The organism is Jannaschia sp. GRR-S6-38, assembly GCF_029853695.1.
Lineage (GTDB): Bacteria > Pseudomonadota > Alphaproteobacteria > Rhodobacterales > Rhodobacteraceae > Jannaschia > Jannaschia ovalis.
Genome location: NZ_CP122537.1, coordinates 774274 through 790474 on the forward strand (window position 1 = coordinate 774274; position 16201 = coordinate 790474).

At 72.3% G+C, this 16201-nt stretch carries 14 protein-coding genes; 4 read left to right on the forward strand and 10 right to left on the reverse strand.

Annotated features, from left to right (window positions below):
• Positions 1-22: 22 nt before the first annotated feature.
• On the reverse strand, positions 23-3034 hold the full coding sequence (gene ileS, locus P8627_RS03965; RefSeq protein ID WP_279966290.1) for an isoleucine--tRNA ligase: 3012 nt from the start codon (positions 3032-3034) through the stop codon (positions 23-25).
• Positions 3035-3264: 230 nt separating this feature from the next.
• On the opposite strand from ileS, the gene P8627_RS03970 reads away from it, so the two are divergent.
• The gene (locus P8627_RS03970) at positions 3265-3396 is read left to right on the forward strand and encodes a hypothetical protein (protein WP_279966292.1); all 132 of its coding nucleotides are present in this window, start codon (positions 3265-3267) and stop codon (positions 3394-3396) included.
• Positions 3397-3403: 7 nt separating this feature from the next.
• Here P8627_RS03970 and P8627_RS03975 read toward each other — a convergent pair whose 3' ends face one another.
• From P8627_RS03975 to P8627_RS03985, 3 genes are all read right to left on the reverse strand, one after another.
• Entirely contained in the window at positions 3404-5062 is a 1659-nt protein-coding gene (locus P8627_RS03975) for an FAD-dependent oxidoreductase (RefSeq protein ID WP_279966293.1), read from the reverse strand.
• Positions 5063-5064: 2 nt separating this feature from the next.
• On the reverse strand, positions 5065-6090 hold the full coding sequence (locus P8627_RS03980; protein WP_279966295.1) for a YcjF family protein: 1026 nt from the start codon (positions 6088-6090) through the stop codon (positions 5065-5067).
• Positions 6091-6156: 66 nt separating this feature from the next.
• The gene (locus P8627_RS03985) at positions 6157-7554 is read right to left on the reverse strand and encodes a YcjX family GTP-binding protein (RefSeq protein WP_279966296.1); all 1398 of its coding nucleotides are present in this window, start codon (positions 7552-7554) and stop codon (positions 6157-6159) included.
• A 109-nt stretch (positions 7555-7663) separates the two neighbouring features.
• Between P8627_RS03985 and P8627_RS03990 the strand changes: the two genes are divergently transcribed.
• Complete coding sequence (locus P8627_RS03990; RefSeq protein ID WP_279966297.1) at positions 7664-8707, forward strand: bifunctional transcriptional activator/DNA repair enzyme AdaA; 1044 nt, start codon at positions 7664-7666, stop codon at positions 8705-8707.
• Positions 8708-8755: 48 nt separating this feature from the next.
• Positions 8756-9523 carry a tRNA pseudouridine(38-40) synthase TruA gene (truA, locus tag P8627_RS03995; RefSeq protein WP_279966298.1) on the forward strand — a complete coding sequence of 256 codons (768 nt, stop codon included), beginning with the start codon at positions 8756-8758 and terminating at the stop codon, positions 9521-9523.
• Here truA and P8627_RS04000 read toward each other — a convergent pair.
• Positions 9499-9981 (reverse strand): MarR family winged helix-turn-helix transcriptional regulator, encoded by a 483-nt coding sequence (locus P8627_RS04000; RefSeq protein ID WP_279966299.1) that lies wholly within the window; start codon positions 9979-9981, stop codon positions 9499-9501. The genes truA and P8627_RS04000 overlap by 25 nt on opposite strands.
• A complete protein-coding gene (locus P8627_RS04005; RefSeq protein WP_279966300.1) occupies positions 9974-11083 on the reverse strand; it encodes an Acg family FMN-binding oxidoreductase in 1110 nt (369 codons plus the stop codon). Before P8627_RS04005 ends, P8627_RS04000 begins: the two co-directional genes overlap by 8 nt.
• A gap of 126 nt (positions 11084-11209) precedes the next feature.
• Between P8627_RS04005 and P8627_RS04010 the strand changes: the two genes are divergently transcribed.
• Positions 11210-12394 carry an alpha-hydroxy acid oxidase gene (locus P8627_RS04010; RefSeq protein ID WP_279966301.1) on the forward strand — a complete coding sequence of 395 codons (1185 nt, stop codon included), beginning with the start codon at positions 11210-11212 and terminating at the stop codon, positions 12392-12394.
• On the opposite strand, the gene P8627_RS04015 is transcribed toward P8627_RS04010, so the two are convergent.
• The 4 genes from P8627_RS04015 to dapA all read right to left on the reverse strand — a co-directional run bounded on the left by P8627_RS04015 (position 12357) and on the right by dapA (position 16147).
• The gene (locus tag P8627_RS04015; RefSeq protein ID WP_279966302.1) at positions 12357-13502 is read right to left on the reverse strand and encodes an MFS transporter; all 1146 of its coding nucleotides are present in this window, start codon (positions 13500-13502) and stop codon (positions 12357-12359) included. The two genes, P8627_RS04010 and P8627_RS04015, sit on opposite strands and share 38 nt — an antisense overlap.
• A 97-nt stretch (positions 13503-13599) precedes the next feature.
• Positions 13600-14076 carry an SsrA-binding protein SmpB gene (gene smpB / locus P8627_RS04020; RefSeq protein ID WP_279966303.1) on the reverse strand — a complete coding sequence of 159 codons (477 nt, stop codon included), beginning with the start codon at positions 14074-14076 and terminating at the stop codon, positions 13600-13602.
• 9 nt (positions 14077-14085) lie between these two features.
• On the reverse strand, positions 14086-15267 hold the full coding sequence (locus P8627_RS04025; RefSeq protein ID WP_279966305.1) for an MFS transporter: 1182 nt from the start codon (positions 15265-15267) through the stop codon (positions 14086-14088).
• Positions 15268-15274: 7 nt separating this feature from the next.
• Complete coding sequence (gene dapA / locus P8627_RS04030) at positions 15275-16147, reverse strand: 4-hydroxy-tetrahydrodipicolinate synthase (RefSeq protein WP_279966306.1); 873 nt, start codon at positions 16145-16147, stop codon at positions 15275-15277.
• Positions 16148-16201: the final 54 nt, after the last annotated feature.

Below are 16201 nucleotides of genomic sequence, written 5' to 3' on the forward strand. Positions count from 1 at the left end.
CCCGGTCCGGCGGGCGGCCCCGTCAGCCCAGCGCCTGGTCGCAGCGGCCGCAGACGGCGTCGTGGCCGTGATGGCCGACATCGGGCAGGATCTTCCAGCAGCGCTGGCACTTGCCGCCCTCGGCATGGGCGAAGACCACCGCGACGGTCGCGTCCTCCTCGGAGCGGAAGGCGGTCTCGGGCGCGGGGTCGGTGGTGACGGTGATGCCGGAGGTGATGCAGAGATCGTCGAAGGCCACGCCGTCCAGAAGCGCCGCCGTCTCGGCATCGACATGCACGATGGGCGCGGCCTCGAGCGAGGAGCCGATGACCTTGTCGCGGCGCTGCACCTCGAGCGCGCCGGTGACCGCGCGGCGCACGGACCGGATCCGCGCCCATTTGGCGGCCAGGTCGTCGTCGCGCCAGCCGGGGCGCGGGGCGGGGAAGTCCTGCAGGTGGACGGAGCTCTCCTCGCCGGGATGCACCTCGAGCCAGACCTCCTCCATCGTGAAGGGCAGGATCGGGGCGAGCCAGGTCGTCAGCCGCTCGTGCAGGAGCCGCAGGACGGTGCGCGCCGAGCGGCGGCGCAGCGTGTCGCCGTCGCAATAGAGCGCGTCCTTGCGGATGTCGAAATAGAAGGCCGACAGGTCGACGGTCGCGAACTGGAAGATCGCGCCGTAGACCTCGGCAAAATCGTAGCGCGTGTAGGCGTCGCGGACCTGGTCGTCGAGCTGGCTCAGGCGGTGCAGCACCCAGCGCTCGAGCTCGGGCATCTCGAGCGGGTCTGCGGGCTCGCCCTCGGTGATCGAACCCAGCATGAAGCGTAGCGTGTTGCGCAGCCGCCGGTAGCCATCGGCCACGCCCTTTAGGATCTCGGGCCCGATCCGGTGGTCTGAGGTAAAGTCGACGGTGGCCACCCAGAGGCGCAGGATGTCGGCGCCATACTGGTCGACGATGTCCTGCGGCGCGATGGTGTTGCCGATGGATTTGGACATCTTCATGCCCTTCTCGTCCATCGTGAAGCCATGGGTGACGACGGCGCGGTAGGGCGCGCGGCCCAGCGTCACCGCGCCCTGCAAGAGCGAGGAATGGAACCAGCCACGATGCTGGTCGGTGCCTTCGAGATAGACATCGGCGATGCCGTCCTCGGTCCCGTCGGGGCGGTCGCGCAGCACGAAGGCATGGGTACTCCCCGAGTCGAACCAGACGTCGAGGATGTCGTCGACCTTGTTCCAGTCCGCGGGGTCGTAATCATTGCCGAGGAAGCGGGCCTTGGCGTCGGGCTTGTACCAGGCGTCGGCGCCCTCGGTCTCGAAGGCCTCGATGATGCGGGCGTTGACGGCCGGGTCGCGCAGCAGGAAGTCCGGGGCATCGGTCTTGGCGCCCACCTTGGTGAAGGCGGTCAAGGGCACGCCCCAGGCACGCTGGCGCGACAGCACCCAGTCGGGGCGGTTCTCGATCATGGCATGCAGGCGGTTGCGGCCCGTGCGGGGGGTCCACTCGACCAGCTGGTCGATCGAGGTGAGGGCCCGCTGGCGCACGGTTTCCCCGTAAGCGTCCTTGCCGTCGCCCACGGGCTTGTCGATGGCGGCGAACCATTGCGGGCGGTTGAGGCGGATGACCGGTGCCTTGGAGCGCCAGCTATGCGCGTCGGAGATGGTGATGCGCGCGCGGGCGATTAGCGCGCCGGCGTCGACCAGCGCGGCGATGACGGCCTTGTTGGCGCCGCCGGGCTTCTTGCCGTTGGCGCTGAGAATCGCCTCGCCGCCGAAGAGCGGCAGGTCCGCGCGGAAGGAGCCGTCGGCCTCGATATTGTAGGTCATCGGTAGGCCGTGCTTCTGACCGATCTGGTAGTCGTCGTCGCCGTGGCTGGGGGCGGTGTGGACGAAGCCCGTGCCCGCGTCGTCGGTGACGTGGTCGCCGGGGAAGACGGGGACGTCGTAATCCCACTCGCCCTGCGCGCCCTCAGCGCCGCGGAGCGGGTGGGCGCAGGTCAGGGCGGCCAGCTCCTCGGGCTGCACGTCGCGCAGGCGGCGATACATCGTGTCGTCGAGACGGGCGGCGGCGAAGGCCTGAGGGGCCAGCGCGTCGGCGATCAGGTAGGTCTGGCCGATCTTCGCCCAGCATTCCTCGGGCCGGCCGGTCACCTCGTAGAGGCCATAGGCGATGTCCGGGCCGAAGCAGATCGCGCGGTTCTGGGGGATGGTCCAGGGGGTAGTCGTCCAGATCAGGACGCGGGCGGCTTCGAGTTGCGCCTCGCGCGCGGCTGCGGCCTCGGTGGCGTCCACGCGGTCGGCTTGCGGGGCTTCCTCCTGCGGGACGGCGGTCTCGGCGTCGTAGAGGTCGGACTGCGCCGAGACGACCGGGAAGCCCACCCAGATCGCGTCGGTCTGCCGGTCGTGGTATTCAACCTCGGCCTCGGCCAGCGCGGTCTTCTCGACCGGGGACCACATCACGGGCTTGGAGCCCTGGTAGACCAGCCCGTTCATCAGGAAGGTCTGGAACTCGGCTGCGATCACCGCCTCGGCGTGGTAATCCATCGTCAGGTAGGGGTCGGCCCAGTTGCCGGTGATGCCGAGGCGCTTGAATTCCTTGCGCTGCACGTCGACCCAGCCGGCGGCGAAGTCGCGGCATTCGCGGCGGAATTCGACCACGTCCACGGCGTCCTTGTCGCGGCCCTTGGCGCGGTAGGCCTCCTCGATCTTCCACTCGATGGGCAGGCCGTGGCAGTCCCAGCCGGGCACGTAGCGCGCGTCGAAGCCCATCATCTGGCGCGAACGGACCACCATGTCCTTGAGCGTCTTGTTGAGCGCGTGGCCGATATGGAGGTGCCCGTTGGCGTAGGGCGGGCCGTCATGCAGGGTGAAGGGCGCGCGGGCCTTTTCTTCAGGGCTCGCCGCGGCGTGACCGGCCTTCTCGCGCAGGCGGTCGTAGATGCCGATCCGCGCCCAGCGGTCCAGCCATTCGGGCTCGCGCTTGGGCAGGCCCGCGCGCATCGGGAAGTCGGTCTGCGGCAGGTTCAGCGTGGCTTTGTAGTCGGGCGTTTCGGCGCTCATCGCGGGCGTCCTTCGGGTCGGATTGTCTGGGAGAGGTTCGGCGTCGCGTCGCACGCCTTGGCCCGGCCGCCCCGGGAATCAGGGCTCCGGGGGCGTAATTCGCGGCTGGTGTCGCGCGGGTCCCGTCATCGCGCGCCTTATAGGCGCTGCCCGCGCGGAACGGCAAGCCGATGCGGCGTTAACCTCGCCTTCATCCGTGGGCGGCAGGCTGGCCCCGGAAGGAGACGCCCATGCCCCTGCCCGACCTGCCCGCGATCCTCGCCCTGCTGGGCACCGCCGCCATCGTCCTGATGCCGCTCTGCCTGCCGCCGCCGAAGCGCCGCGGGGCGCCCGCGCGACCCACCCGGCGCGCGGAGCGCTGAGCCGCGATCATTGCGCCGCCGCGCGCCCGGCCTCGCGGTCGCGCTGCGCGGCGACGTGCTCCCAGACCTTCGAGATCACGACCGAGCCCTCGCCCACCGAGCTCGCCACCCGCTTGACCGAGCCCGCGCGCACGTCGCCCACGGCGAAGACGCCGTCGAGCGAGGTGGCGAAGGGGCTGTCGCGGCCGACGGCCTCGCCGGTCAGAAGGAAGCCCTTGGCGTCACAATCGACCTGCCGGTTCAGCCATTCCGTGTTGGGCGCGGCGCCCACCATCACGAAGAGCGCGCGGCTGTCGATGCGGTCGTCGCCCGGCGCGACGCCCGCGCCCTCGAGCCGGATCCCGGTCAGCGCGTCGCCGCCTTCCAGCGCCGCGACCTCGGTGCGGGTGCGGATCCGGATCCGGGGATCGGCCTCCAGCCGGCCCGAGAGATAGGCGGACATGCTGTCGGCCAGCCCGTCGCCGCGCACCAGGAGATGCACGCAGCGAGCATAGCGCGACAGGAACATCGCGGCCTGCCCGGCCGAGTTGCCGCCGCCGATGATGGCGACCTCGGTGTCGCGGCAGTAGCGCGCCTCGACATCGGTGGCGGCGTAATAGACGCCCGCGCTCTCGAACGCCTCCAACCGCTCGAGCGGCAGGCGGCGGTATTGCACGCCGCAGGCCACCACGATCGACCGCGCGCGCGCGACCGCGCCGTCGTCGAGCGTGACGCGGAAGAGCCCGTCCGCCTGCCGCTCCAGCCCGGCGGCACGGCGGGGCACGGCGAAGCGGGTGCCGAACTTCATCGCCTGCACCTCGCCGCGGAAGCACAGATCCGCGCCCGAGATGCCGGTGGGAAAGCCCATGTAGTTCTCGATCCGGCTGGAGGTGCCGGCCTGCCCGCCGATGGTCGCGTCCTCGACCACCAGCGCCGACAGCCCCTCGGCCCCGGCATAGACGCCCGCGGCGATGCCGCCCGGGCCGCCGCCCACGATCAGCACGTCGTAGATGCGATCGTCGCCCAGATCGAGATCCAGCCCGTAGAGCCGGGCGATGCGGCGCGGGGTGGGATCGGCGATCACGGTGTCGCGGCCGAAGACCACGGCCGGCTCGCTGGGCGTGATCGAACAGCTTTCCGCGACCGCCGCCGCCTCGCCGCAGCCCAGGTCGAGCGTGCGGAAGGGGATGCGGTTGCGCGCGGCGAAGGCGCCGATGGCGCGGATATGGCGGTCGCGGTCCATGCCGATCAGCGTCAGGCTGGCCTGGCCGCTTTCCAGCAGGCGGCGGCGGCGGCCGGCCAGGACGGTGACGATGATGTCCGACATCTCGGGGATATGGGCCATCAGCTCGAGCAGGGCGTCGCGGGGCGCGGCCAGCAGGCGGCTGTCGGCGACCGCGCGCAGGCCCAGCATCGCCCGCGCGCCGGTCAGGAGCCCGATCTCGCCCGTGAACTGGGTCGGGCCCAGCGTGGCGCCGTCGCCGTAGCGGCCGCCGGTGACGGGATCGACGGCCTCGAGCTCGCCCTCGAGCACATAGTGGAAGGTGTCGACCGGGGCGCCGAGCGCGACCAGCATGGTGCCCGCGGGGACCGTGATCTCCTCGGCGATCTCGCGCAGCCGGGCGACGTGGTCGTCATGCAGCGGCGTGCGCGTCATGGTGCGCAGATCGGCGGCGAGGCTTTCCATGCTCAGGCTCCCTTCTGGCCGAAGAGCCCGGCCAGCGCGCGGCCCACGACATCGGTGATCCGCGGCGGACGGGTGTGGGTGAAGGGCAGCGGGCGGCAGACCTCCATCGCGGCGAGGCCCACCCGCGCGGTGAGCGCGCCGTTGACCACGCCCTCGCCGAAGCGGCGCGAGAGCTTGGCCAGCACGCCGCCGCCGGCGACCGAGTGGATCAGGTCGTCGCCCACCGCGACCGCGCCGGTGGCGGCCAGATGGGTCAGCACCGTGCGCGCCAGCCGCCAGGAGCCCAGCGTGCCGCCGCGCCCGCCATAGACCAGCGCGATGCGGCGGATCATCCGCAGGTTGGCGGTGAGCGCCGCGGCCACATCGGCCAGCGCCAGTGGCACCACCGCGGTGACCAGCGCGACCTGGCGGGCGGCGGCCTCGACCTCGCGGGTGGCGGCGGCGTCGAGCGGGGCCAGAAGGTCGGTCTCGGCATGGGCGATCACGGCGTCGGCGTCGAACAGGTCGTCGCGCCGCGCGGCCAGCGCCTCGCGGCCCCAGCGCGTGTCGGCGCGCCCGGCATAGAAGGCGACCAGCCGGTCCGAGAGCGCGCGCGCCCCTGTCAGGTCGGTGACGGCGGCGGCCTGGCGGCGCAGCGTGTCGATCCGGCCCAGCCGCGACAGGGCCACGATCTCGCGCATGGCGACGGCGAGGCAGGCCAGCAGGAAGGCCGCGACCAGCGCCGTGGCGACCCAGCCCAGCACCGCGTTGGCGGCCAGGAGCCCGGTCACGAATTCCCAGGCGGCGACGCCCAGCGCGAAGGTCAGAAGTGCGCCCAGCGTGGCCCAGAACCAGCCCGCGAGCGAGCGTTCGCGCCGCGCGGCCAAGAGCGCCACGGTCTGCATCGCGCGCCCCGAGGGCGAGGGCGCGACATCGTCGTCCGGAACCGGCGGCGCGGCCGCGGGGTCGGCGGCGGGCGCGCCCTCGGAGGGGTCGGCCTCGATCTCGAAGAGGACGGGCCTGTGCTTGCCGCGGCGGGCGTCGGTCATCGGGCCGGTCCTTTGCTGCCTTCGGGGAAGGTGGCGCTTCGGGCCGCCGGGTTCAATGGAGCCGCCTCAGAGCCGGTCGGCCAGCAGGAAATCCGCCGCGCGGTCGAGGCGGATATGCGGCGGGCCCTCGCCGGGGCGCAGGGTCAGGGGCGCGGGGGCGAACTCCATCACGTCGTAATCGGCGTCGAGCCAGGCCTCGGCGCCTTCGCGGGCGGGGCCCAGCAGATGCGCGGGATCGTCGGGCAGCGCGCCGGGATAGAGCGCGGCCTCGCGCCCGGTGTCGAGCAGGCGACCGCGCACGACCCCGAGGCTGCCGCCGCCATGTTCGCGCGTCTCCTCGACCGTGGCGCGCAGGGCCGCGATCGCCATGGCGCGGGTCTGCGCGCCGGCGAAATCGGCACGGGCGCGGGCGTCGCGCACCATCGCCTCGAGGATGGCGGTCAGGCGCGCGTGCTGTTCGTGGTGCAGGTGGTCGGCCTTGGTCGCGGCAAACAGCACGCGGTCCACCCGCCGCGCGCCCAGAAGCGCCATCAGCCAGCCCAGCGCGCCGGGCTTGAAGGCGGTCAGCAGGTCGGCCATCGCGGCGCGCATCTCCTCGACCGCGCGGGGGCCGCGGCGGATCGCGCCCAGCACGTCGAGTAGCACGATCTGGCGGTCGAGCCGGGCGAAATGATCGCGGAAGAAGGGCTGCACGACCTGCCGCTTGTAGGCCTCGAAGCGGCGCGCCATCTCGCGGCGCAGGCTGCCGCGCGGGCCCTCGCCCGGGGGCATCGGCGCGAAGGTCAGCGCGGGCGAGCCCTCGAGCTCGCCGGGCAACAGGAAGCGGCCCGGGGTCAGGTCGTAGGCGCCGGCGGCGCGCAAGTCGCGCAGATCGGCGGTGTAGGCGCGGGCGAGCGCCTGGGCGGTCGGCTCGTCCAGCTTGGCGGCCGGGTCCACGGCGGCCAGCGCGGCGGCGTAGCCGGTGGCGCCCCAGTCCTTCAGGCGGCGCAGCGCGCGGGCGGACCAGTCGTCGAATTCCTTCTCCATCAGCCCGAGATCGAGCAGCCATTCGCCGGGATAGTCGACGATATCGAGATGCACCGTCCGCGCGCCGCGGAGTCCCGCGAGCATCCCCGCGGGCCGGACCTTGAGCGACAGCCGCAGCTCGGAGACGGCGCGGGTGCCGTCGGGCCAGTGCGGCTGGCGGGCGGTCAGGTCGGCCAAATGCGCCTCGTAGTCGAAGCGCGGCACGGTGTCGTCGGGTTGGGGCTGCAGGAAGGCGGTCTCAATCCGCGCGCCGGCGGAGAAGCCGGGCATCCGGCCCCGGTCGATCAGGTTGGCGACGAGCGAGGTGATGAAGACGGTCTTGCCGGCGCGGCTGAGCCCGGTGACGCCCAGCCGGATGGTCGGATCGAACACGTCGGTGACCGAGGCCGCGACGTCCCCCACCCCGCGCGTCACCGCATCCGTGAACCGTCCGATCATGCCCGTCCCCATCCGAATTCCGCCCACAGATAGGCCGGGCGGGGGCAAAAGGGAAAGCGGCGCCCGAAATGCGGCTGCGCCGGCCGCGGGGCGGGGCTAGGCTCGGGTCATGCTCTTCGCCCTGCCCTCCGACGACACGCTCTACGATGCGCTGCTGGCGCGCGATCCGGCCTGGGACGGCCGCGCCTGGGTGGCGGTGGGCTCGACGGGGGTGTTCTGCCGCCTGACCTGCCCGGCGCGAAAGCCCCGGCGCGAGAATTGCACCTTCCACGCTTCGATCGCCGCCTGCCTGGAGGCGGGGTTCCGGCCCTGCAAGCGATGCCATCCGCTGGCCGGCGGGACCGATCCGGCCACCGCCGACCTGCTGGCGGCGCTGGAGGCCGATCCGGGGCGGCGCTGGACCGAAGCCTGCGTGGCCGCGCGGGGCTGGGACCCATCGACCATCCGCCGGGCCTTCCGGCGGCAATTCGGCATGACCTTCCTGACCATGGCGCGGCTGCGGCGGCTGGGCCGGGGCGCGGCGGAGCTGGCCGAGGGCGGCGCGGTGATCGCCGCGCAACAGGCCGCGGGCTTCGAGAGCGCGTCGGGCTTTCGCTGCGCCTTCGCGCGGTATCTGGGCGTGGCGCCCGGCACGCTGGCGCGCGACGGGCTCTTGCAGGCCGACTGGATCGAGACCGCGCTGGGCGCGATGGTCGCGGTGGCGAGCCGGACGCATCTGCACCTTCTGGAATTCGCCGACCGCCCCGCCCTGCCGAACGAATTGCGGCGCCTCCGGGCGGAGGCGAAGGGGTCGCTCGGGCTCGGTCGGCTGCCGCCGGTGGACGCGGTGGCTGCGGAATTGGACGCCTTCCTGGCCGGGCGCGGCGCGGGCTTCGCCACGCCGCTGGAGCCCGCGGGCACGCCCTTCCAGCGGCAGGTCTGGGCGGCGCTGCGGGCGATTCCGCCGGGGCACACCCGCAGCTATTCCGAGATCGCCGCCGCCATCGGCCGGCCGGCGGCGACGCGCGCCGTTGCGCGGGCCAACGGGGCCAACCGGATCGCGGTGGTCATCCCCTGTCACCGGGTCATCGGGGCGGACGGGTCGCTGACCGGCTATGGCGGCGGGCTGTGGCGCAAGCGGCGGCTGATCGAGGCCGAGCGCGCCTATCGCTAGGCCCCTGCCCCCTTCACCCTTGGCGCGCGGCGTGGCATGGCGCGCGGCATGCCACGCTACGCCTTCCGCATCGAATATGACGGCGGCCCCTTCGCGGGCTGGCAGCGCCAGGACGGGCCGGCCTCGGTACAGCAGACGCTGGAGGAGGCGCTGCGGGTGCTGGAGCCCGCGATGCCCGCGATCGCCGCGGCGGGGCGCACGGATGCGGGCGTGCACGCAACGGGGCAGGTCGCCCATGCCGAGCTGGCGCGCGACTGGGACCCGTTCCGGCTGTCGGAAGCGGTCAATCACCACCTGAGGCCCGCGCCGGTCGCGATCACCGCCGGCGCGCGGGTGGCGGATGGCTGGCACGCGCGGTTCTCGGCCGTCGAGCGGCGCTATACCTACCGCATCGTCGCCCGCCGGGCGCCCCTGGTGCTGGATCGCGGGCAGGCCTGGCGCGTGCCCGGGCCGCTGGACGCCGACGCGATGCGCGCGGGCGCGGCGCATCTGGTGGGGCGGCACGATTTCACGACCTTCCGGGCGTCGATCTGCCAGGCGGCCTCACCGGTGAAGTCACTCGACGAGATCGCGGTTGAGGCGCTGCCGCATCCGGGCGGGCAGGAGATCCGCCTGCATCTGCGGGCGCGGTCCTTCCTGCACAACCAGGTGCGCTCGATCGCGGGCACGCTGGAGCGGGTGGGCGCGGGCGCCTGGCCGCCCGGGCGCGTGGCCGAGGTGCTGGCCGCGCGGGACCGCGCCGCCTGCGGGCCGGTGGCGCCGCCGGACGGGCTGTGCCTGACCGGCGTGGGCTACCCGGCGGATCCGTTCGGCTGATCGCGGGCGGCGTCGAGGAAGCGCCGCAGGGTTTCGAGATGGGCCAGGAGCTGATCCTGCGCGGCCGGGTCGAGCGCCGTCGCGGCGGTCGCGAGGTCGGGGGTCAGCGCGGCGATGGCGTCTTCGCGGAAGGCGCGGCCCGCCGGGGTCAGCCAGACCCGCTTGGAGCGCCCGTCGGCGGCGTTGGGCCGGAGTTCGACCCAGCCGCGCTTTTCGACTGTGGCGACCATGTGGCTCATGGTGGTCTTGGGGACCTGGAAGGCGCGGGCGAGGGTCAGGGGCGTCTGCCCGTCCGCGACCCGCACGAGATGGTTGAGGATCGAGAAATGCGGCACCAGCACGCCCGGCGGCAGCCGCGCCTCGAAGAGCGCGCGGCTGAGCTGGGCGACGATCCCGACCTCGTTGAAGATCGCGAAGACGCGGCGCAGCGCGTCGGGATCGTGTTCGGAGTCAGGCATCGCGCATCCGGGTTTCGAGCGGCCAGCGCGGGGTGCGGGCCGTGCGAGCTGCATAGCCCAGAAGGCCGAGCATCTGAACCGTCCCGCCATCCGGCGCGGCGAGGGCATGCGCGCGCGCCAGATGGGCGGCCATCTCCGGATATTCCTGCAGCGCCTGGCTGACGGGGCGGATCGCCAGCCCCGCGCCGGTGGCGGCGAGGTTAAGGCGCAGCCAGCGGCGCCCGGCCGCGATCTGGTCGCGGCGCGTATTGCCGGGCGTCACCAGGGTCAGCATCGCGGGCGCGCCCATGATGATCGCGGCCTCGCCCTCGATCTGGCGGCGCGTGCCCGGGTTGTCGGGATCCATCGCCGCCGCGCGGGTCAGGAGGCCGGCCCGCGCCAGCCCCTCCATCAGCGGGCCGCCCAGGTCGATGCCGTCGGGATTGGCCTCGATCTCGTTGCGGCCGATGCGCAGCAGGTCGATGCTTTCCTTCAACGCGGCGGGGGTCGCCATCTCGGTCCGCCAGGCGTCCTGGGCGAGTTGGCGGAGGTCGTCGCGCAGGCGTCCGTCCAGATGCAGCGTGGCGTGGCGGGCCAGCGGCGCGGCGGCATCCGCGGTGACGGGGCGGAGTTCGAAGGCCGCCTTGTGGGATCGGCGTTCCATCACATGCGCGAAGAGCGGATCGGGCGTGCCGCCCGGCACGAGGCGCAGCCGCGCGACGGGGCCGGCCTCGCCCGCCGGGAAGAGCGTGGTTTCGGTGGCGAGACCCTCCGCGTCGGCGGCCATGCGGGCGAGTTCGAGGAAACAGCCCATCCCGATGGTGAGCTGGCGGGCGAAGGGGTCGGTCACCAGCAGGTCGCGCGCCGGGTCGCGCCAGATGGTGATGCCGTCCGTGCCGATCAGCTCCGCCTCCCAAGGCTGGCGGTTGTGCGGATTGGGCGCGAGCAGCGCGTAGCTGAGCGCGCGCATCCGCGGATCGGCATAGGCCCCCGCCGCGTCCCAGGGGGCGAGCGCGGCATGGGGTGTGCGGGTGGCGGCGAAGGCGCCAATCCCGGCGCCCGCGGCGAGGACGGTTCCGCCGCCGATCAGGGCCAGGGTCTTTCTGCGGGAGAGGTCGGGCATGACAGCCTCCTTTGATACGATGTTGTACTACATAGTACGATGTCGTATCAATTGCAACGCGGGATTCCGGATTGCCCGTTCCCCGCGAATTGGTTAGGACTTCTGACCAATCCAGGAGGTCCGCCGATGCCCCCCGTTATCACCAATGTCGACGATCTGCACGCCATCTACCGCCGCCGCGTGCCGAAGATGTTCTACGATTATTGCCAGTCGGGCAGCTGGACCGAGCAGACCTATCGCGAGAACGAGAGCGATTTCGACCTGATCCGCCTGCGCCAGCGCGTGGCGGTGGACATGGAGGGGCGCTCGACCGCCACGACGATGATCGGGCGCGAGGTGGCGATGCCGGTGGCGCTGGCGCCGGTGGGGCTGACGGGGATGCAGCATGCCGATGGCGAGATCCTGGCCGCCAAGGCGGCGGAGGCCGCGGGCGTGCCGTTCACGCTGTCGACCATGTCGATCTGCTCGATCGAGGACGTGGCCGAGCACACGACCAAGCCCTTCTGGTTCCAGCTCTACGTGATGCGCGACGAGGATTTCGTCGACCGCCTGATCGAGCGCGCCCGTGCGGCGGGCTGCGACGCGCTGGTGCTGACGCTGGACCTGCAGATCCTGGGCCAGCGGCACAAGGACCTGAAGAACGGGCTGAGCGCCCCGCCCAAGCTGACCCCCGCCTCGGTCGCCAACATGATGACCAAGATCGGCTGGGGCCTGAACATGCTGCAGACCAAGCGGCGGTTCTTCGGCAATATCGTGGGCCATGCCAAGGGCGTGGAGAATGCCGCGAGCCTCGCCTCCTGGACGAACGAGCAGTTCGATCCGCGGCTCGACTGGGAGAAGGTGCGCCGTATCAAGGAGAAATGGGGCGGCAAGCTGATCCTGAAGGGCATCCTCGATGCGGAGGATGCGCGGATGGCGCTGCAGGTCGGGGCCGACGCGATCATCGTGTCGAACCATGGCGGCCGGCAGCTGGACGGGGCGCTGAGCTCGATCCGGATGCTGCCCGAGATCGTGGACGCGGTGGGCGACAAGATCGAGGTCCACATGGATGGCGGCGTCCGCTCGGGGCAGGACGTGCTGAAGGCCGTCGCGCTGGGCGCGCGCGGCACCTATATTGGCCGCGCCTTCATCTACGGGCTGGGCGCGATGGGCCAGAAGGGCGTGGCCCAGACGCTGGAGGTCATCCGCAAGGAGCTGGACACGACCATGGCGCTCTGCGGCGAGAAGGACGTCCACGACCTGGGGCCGCACAACCTTTTGGTGCCCAAGGGCTTCAGGGGCGAATGGGAGCCGCATGGGCGGAACGGCTGAGCGGCCAGACCACCGCCAGCAGCACCGCCACGCCGGCGAAGGCCCAGCGTAGCCCGAAGGCCTCGGAGCCGAGCCCCATCAGCGCGGGCGCAAGGAAGAAGCCCAGAAACCCGATCACCGCGACCCGCGCGATCACCGCCGTGCGCTGGCGCGGGGTCGCGAGCCGGCCGGCGAGCGCGAGGCCCATCGGACCGATCACCGAGATACCGAGGCCGAGGAGCCCGAACCCCAGATAGGCCACGCCCGGTGAGGGCGCGCTGGCGGCGACCAGCACGCCCGCCACGGCCAGCGCGGAGGCGATGCGGATCACCCCCACCTCCGAGAAGCGCGCCGCGACGACCTGTCCCGAGAAGCGTCCCAGCGCCATGGTGATCCCCAGCATGGCCGGGCCGAAGGCGCCCTCGGCCGCGCCGCCGTTCAGCGTCCGCTCGATATGCAGGGCCGACCAGCTCTCGACCGTCGATTCGGCCATGAAGGCGATGAGCACGATGCCCGAGCAGACCGCGATCAGCGCGACCGGCAGGCGCGTCGGCGCGTCGGGGTCGGGCGGCTCGGGGCGCGCGGTCTCCATGAACTGGAAGGGCGCAAGCAGCAGGAGCGCGGCCGAGATCGCCGGGAAGATCTGCTCGGGGGTCCAGCCGGCCTCGCGCATCGCGCCGGTGGCCAGCGCCGAGGCGGCATAGGCGACCGAGAACATGGCGTGGTTGGCGTTCATCAGGCTGCGCGCGGCGCGGGCCTCGATCTCGGAGACGCGGGCATTCATCACCACGTCGGTGAGCCCGCTGGTCGCGCCCATCAGCGTCAGCGCGAGAAACAGCGCCAGCGGCGTGGCCGCCCAGCCGGGACCCAGCGCGGCGAACGCCACGAGGACGGTGCCCAGCGGCATGGCCCAGCGCCCGAGGCCCCGGTCCCAGCGCGGCGCGACATAGAGCGTCGTCGCAAGCCCCAGCGCCGTCCCGAGCAGCATCAGCCCGAAGGTCGCATCGTCCACCCCCGCCCGCGCCTTCAGCACCGGCGCCATGGCGGCGAAACAGCCCCAGGTGACGCCCACGGCCGCGAAGGCGGCGACGGGCGCGCGGCTGAGGCGCAGGGCGGACAGGACGGTCATGGCCCGCTAGGGACGACGGGCCCGGCGCGATGGCAAGACCCTTCTTACTCCGGCATCAAATACCTCGGGGCCTGCGCGGGGATCGCCCCGAGGCTCGTCAGCCGTGTTCCTTCAAGAGGCGCGCCTTCTGGCGCTGCCAGTCGCGCTTGGCCATCGTGTCGCGCTTGTCGGAGGTCTTCTTGCCCTTGGCGATGCCGATCTTCAGCTTCGCCATCCCGCGATGGTTGAAATAGAGCACCAGCGGCACGAGCGTGTAGCCCTCGCGCGCCGAGGCGTTCCACAACTTCGACAGCTCGCGCTTGGACACCAGGAGCTTGCGGCGGCGGCGCTCGTCATGGCCGAAGGGCGCGGCCTGGGCGTAGGGGGCGATGTAGCAATTGACGAGCCAGAGCTCGCCATCCTTCACCTCGGCATAGCTCTCGGCGACATTGGCCCCGCCCTGGCGCAGCGACTTGACCTCCGAGCCCTCGAGAATGATGCCGCATTCGATATCGTCCTCGATCGCGTAGTCGAAGCGCGCCCGCCGGTTCTCGGCGATGACCTTGTAGTTCTTGTTTTCGTCCTTCTTCGCCATGGCCGTCACCTAGGGGCGCAGGGGCGCGCTGTCCACCGGGGCGAGCCGGGCGGAGGCGAGGATGTGCGCGACCGCGCCCAGCGCCAGGAGGCCGCCGGCCCAGCCCACGGCCATCAGGCCCGCGCCCGAGACCACCCAGCCGCCGAGCGCCGCCCCGAAGGCCGCGCCCAGATAGATCGCCGCGGCGTTGAGCGACAGCACGACCGGCGCGCGCGCGCCCGCCAGCGTGACCAGCCGGGCCTGCTGGCCTGCCATGAAGGACCAGCCCGACACCGCCCAGAGGAAGAAGAAGGCGAGCGCCGGCATCAGCCCCCAGGGCAGGGTCGAGATCAGCGGCATCAGCGCCACCTGCCCCAGCGACAGAAGGACCAGCGTGCGCACCGCGCCCAGCCGGTCTGCCAGCCGTCCGCCCAGCAGGTTGCCCACCACCGCCCCCGCCCCGTAGACCGCCAGCGCGGCCGTCACGCCGTCGCGGCCGAGGCCCATCGCCTGTTCGAGCAGCGGGGCGAGATAGGTGTAGGGCACATAGATCGCGCCGAGGAAGGTGGCGGTAAAGCCGATGGCCAGCATCATGCGCGGTGCGGCGAGGACCCGGGCCAGATCGGCCAGCCGGACCGGCTGGAAGGAGAGCCCCGCCGGCACCCGCAGCCACAGCGCGACGGTCGCCAGCACCGCGAGGACCGCGACCACCCAGAAGGCGGCGCGCCAGCCCGCCTGATAGGCGATCCAGCTGCCCGCCGGCACGCCCAGCACCTGCGCCAGCGTCAGCCCGAACAGCGTCATCGCGAGCACATGCGCGCGCCGGTCGGGCGGGGCCAGCGCGCCCGCGACGGCCGCCGTGACGGGCGTGCACATCCCCGCCCCCGCCGCCGCCAGCACCCGCGCCGCGAAGAGCCAGCCGGCCGAGGGCGCCAGCGCCGAGCCCATCGCCGCCAGCGCGAAGAGCCCCATGCCGAGCGCCAGCACCCGCCGCCGTCCCAGCCCGCCGGTCAGCGAGACCAGAAGCGGCGATAGCAGCGCGTAGCCCAGCGCATAGGAGGTGAGCACCCAGCCCGCCTGGGCGGGCGACATCGACAGGTCGCGGCCCAGGGGCCCCAGCGCGCCGATCACGAGGAAGGCGCCCATGCCGATCACGAAATTGGCCGCCGAGAGAAGCGGGACCAGCCCGCGCGGCAGGCCCGGCGCGGTCACGGACGTCTCAGTTCAAGAGCCCCGCATGGCGCATGGCGTCGGCGATCCGGGCGCGCGTGGGTTCGGTCGCGCCGACCAGCGGCAGGCGCACCTCCTCCGAACAGCGGCCCAGCATGGCGAGCGCGGTCTTGGCGCCGACCAGCCCCGGCTCGGCGAAGATCGCCTGATGCAGCGGCATGAGCCGGTCCTGGATCTCGAGCGCAGTGGCGAAATCGCCGGCGAGCGTCGCTTCCTGCATCTCGGACAGAAGCCGCGGCGCGACGTTGCAGGTGACCGAGATGCAGCCCGTGCCGCCCTGCGCGTTGAAGCCATGCGCGATCGCGTCCTCGCCCGAGAGCTGGATGAAATCCGGCCCGCAGGTGATGCGCTGCGCGCTGACGCGGGACAGATCGCCGGTCGAATCCTTCACGCCCACGATGTTGGGCAATTTGGCCAGCTTGCCCATGGTCTCGGGCGTCATGTCCACGACCGAGCGGCCGGGGATGTTGTAGATGACGATCGGCAGGCCGACCTCGTTCAGCGCGCTGAAATGCGCGATCAGCCCGGCCTGGGTGGGCTTGTTGTAATAAGGCGTGACCACCAGCGCGGCATCGGCGCCGACGGCCTTGGCGTGCTGGACGAAGCGGCGCGCCTCGGCGGTGTTGTTCGACCCCGCGCCCGCGATCACCGGCACGCGGCCCGCGGCACGCTTGACCACAGCCTCGACCACGGCCTCGTGCTCGGCATGGGTGAGCGTGGGGCTTTCGCCGGTCGTACCGACCGGCACCAGCCCGTGGGAGCCTTCCGCGATCTGCCAGTCGACAAGGGCGTCGAGCGCCGCGAAATCCACCGCGCCGTCCTTCAGGGGCGTCACCAGCGCGGGCATGGAGCCTTTGAACATCGTCGCCTCCTTAAGGTCACAAAATCGAGCGGAAACTAGCCAAGGGTCGAAACG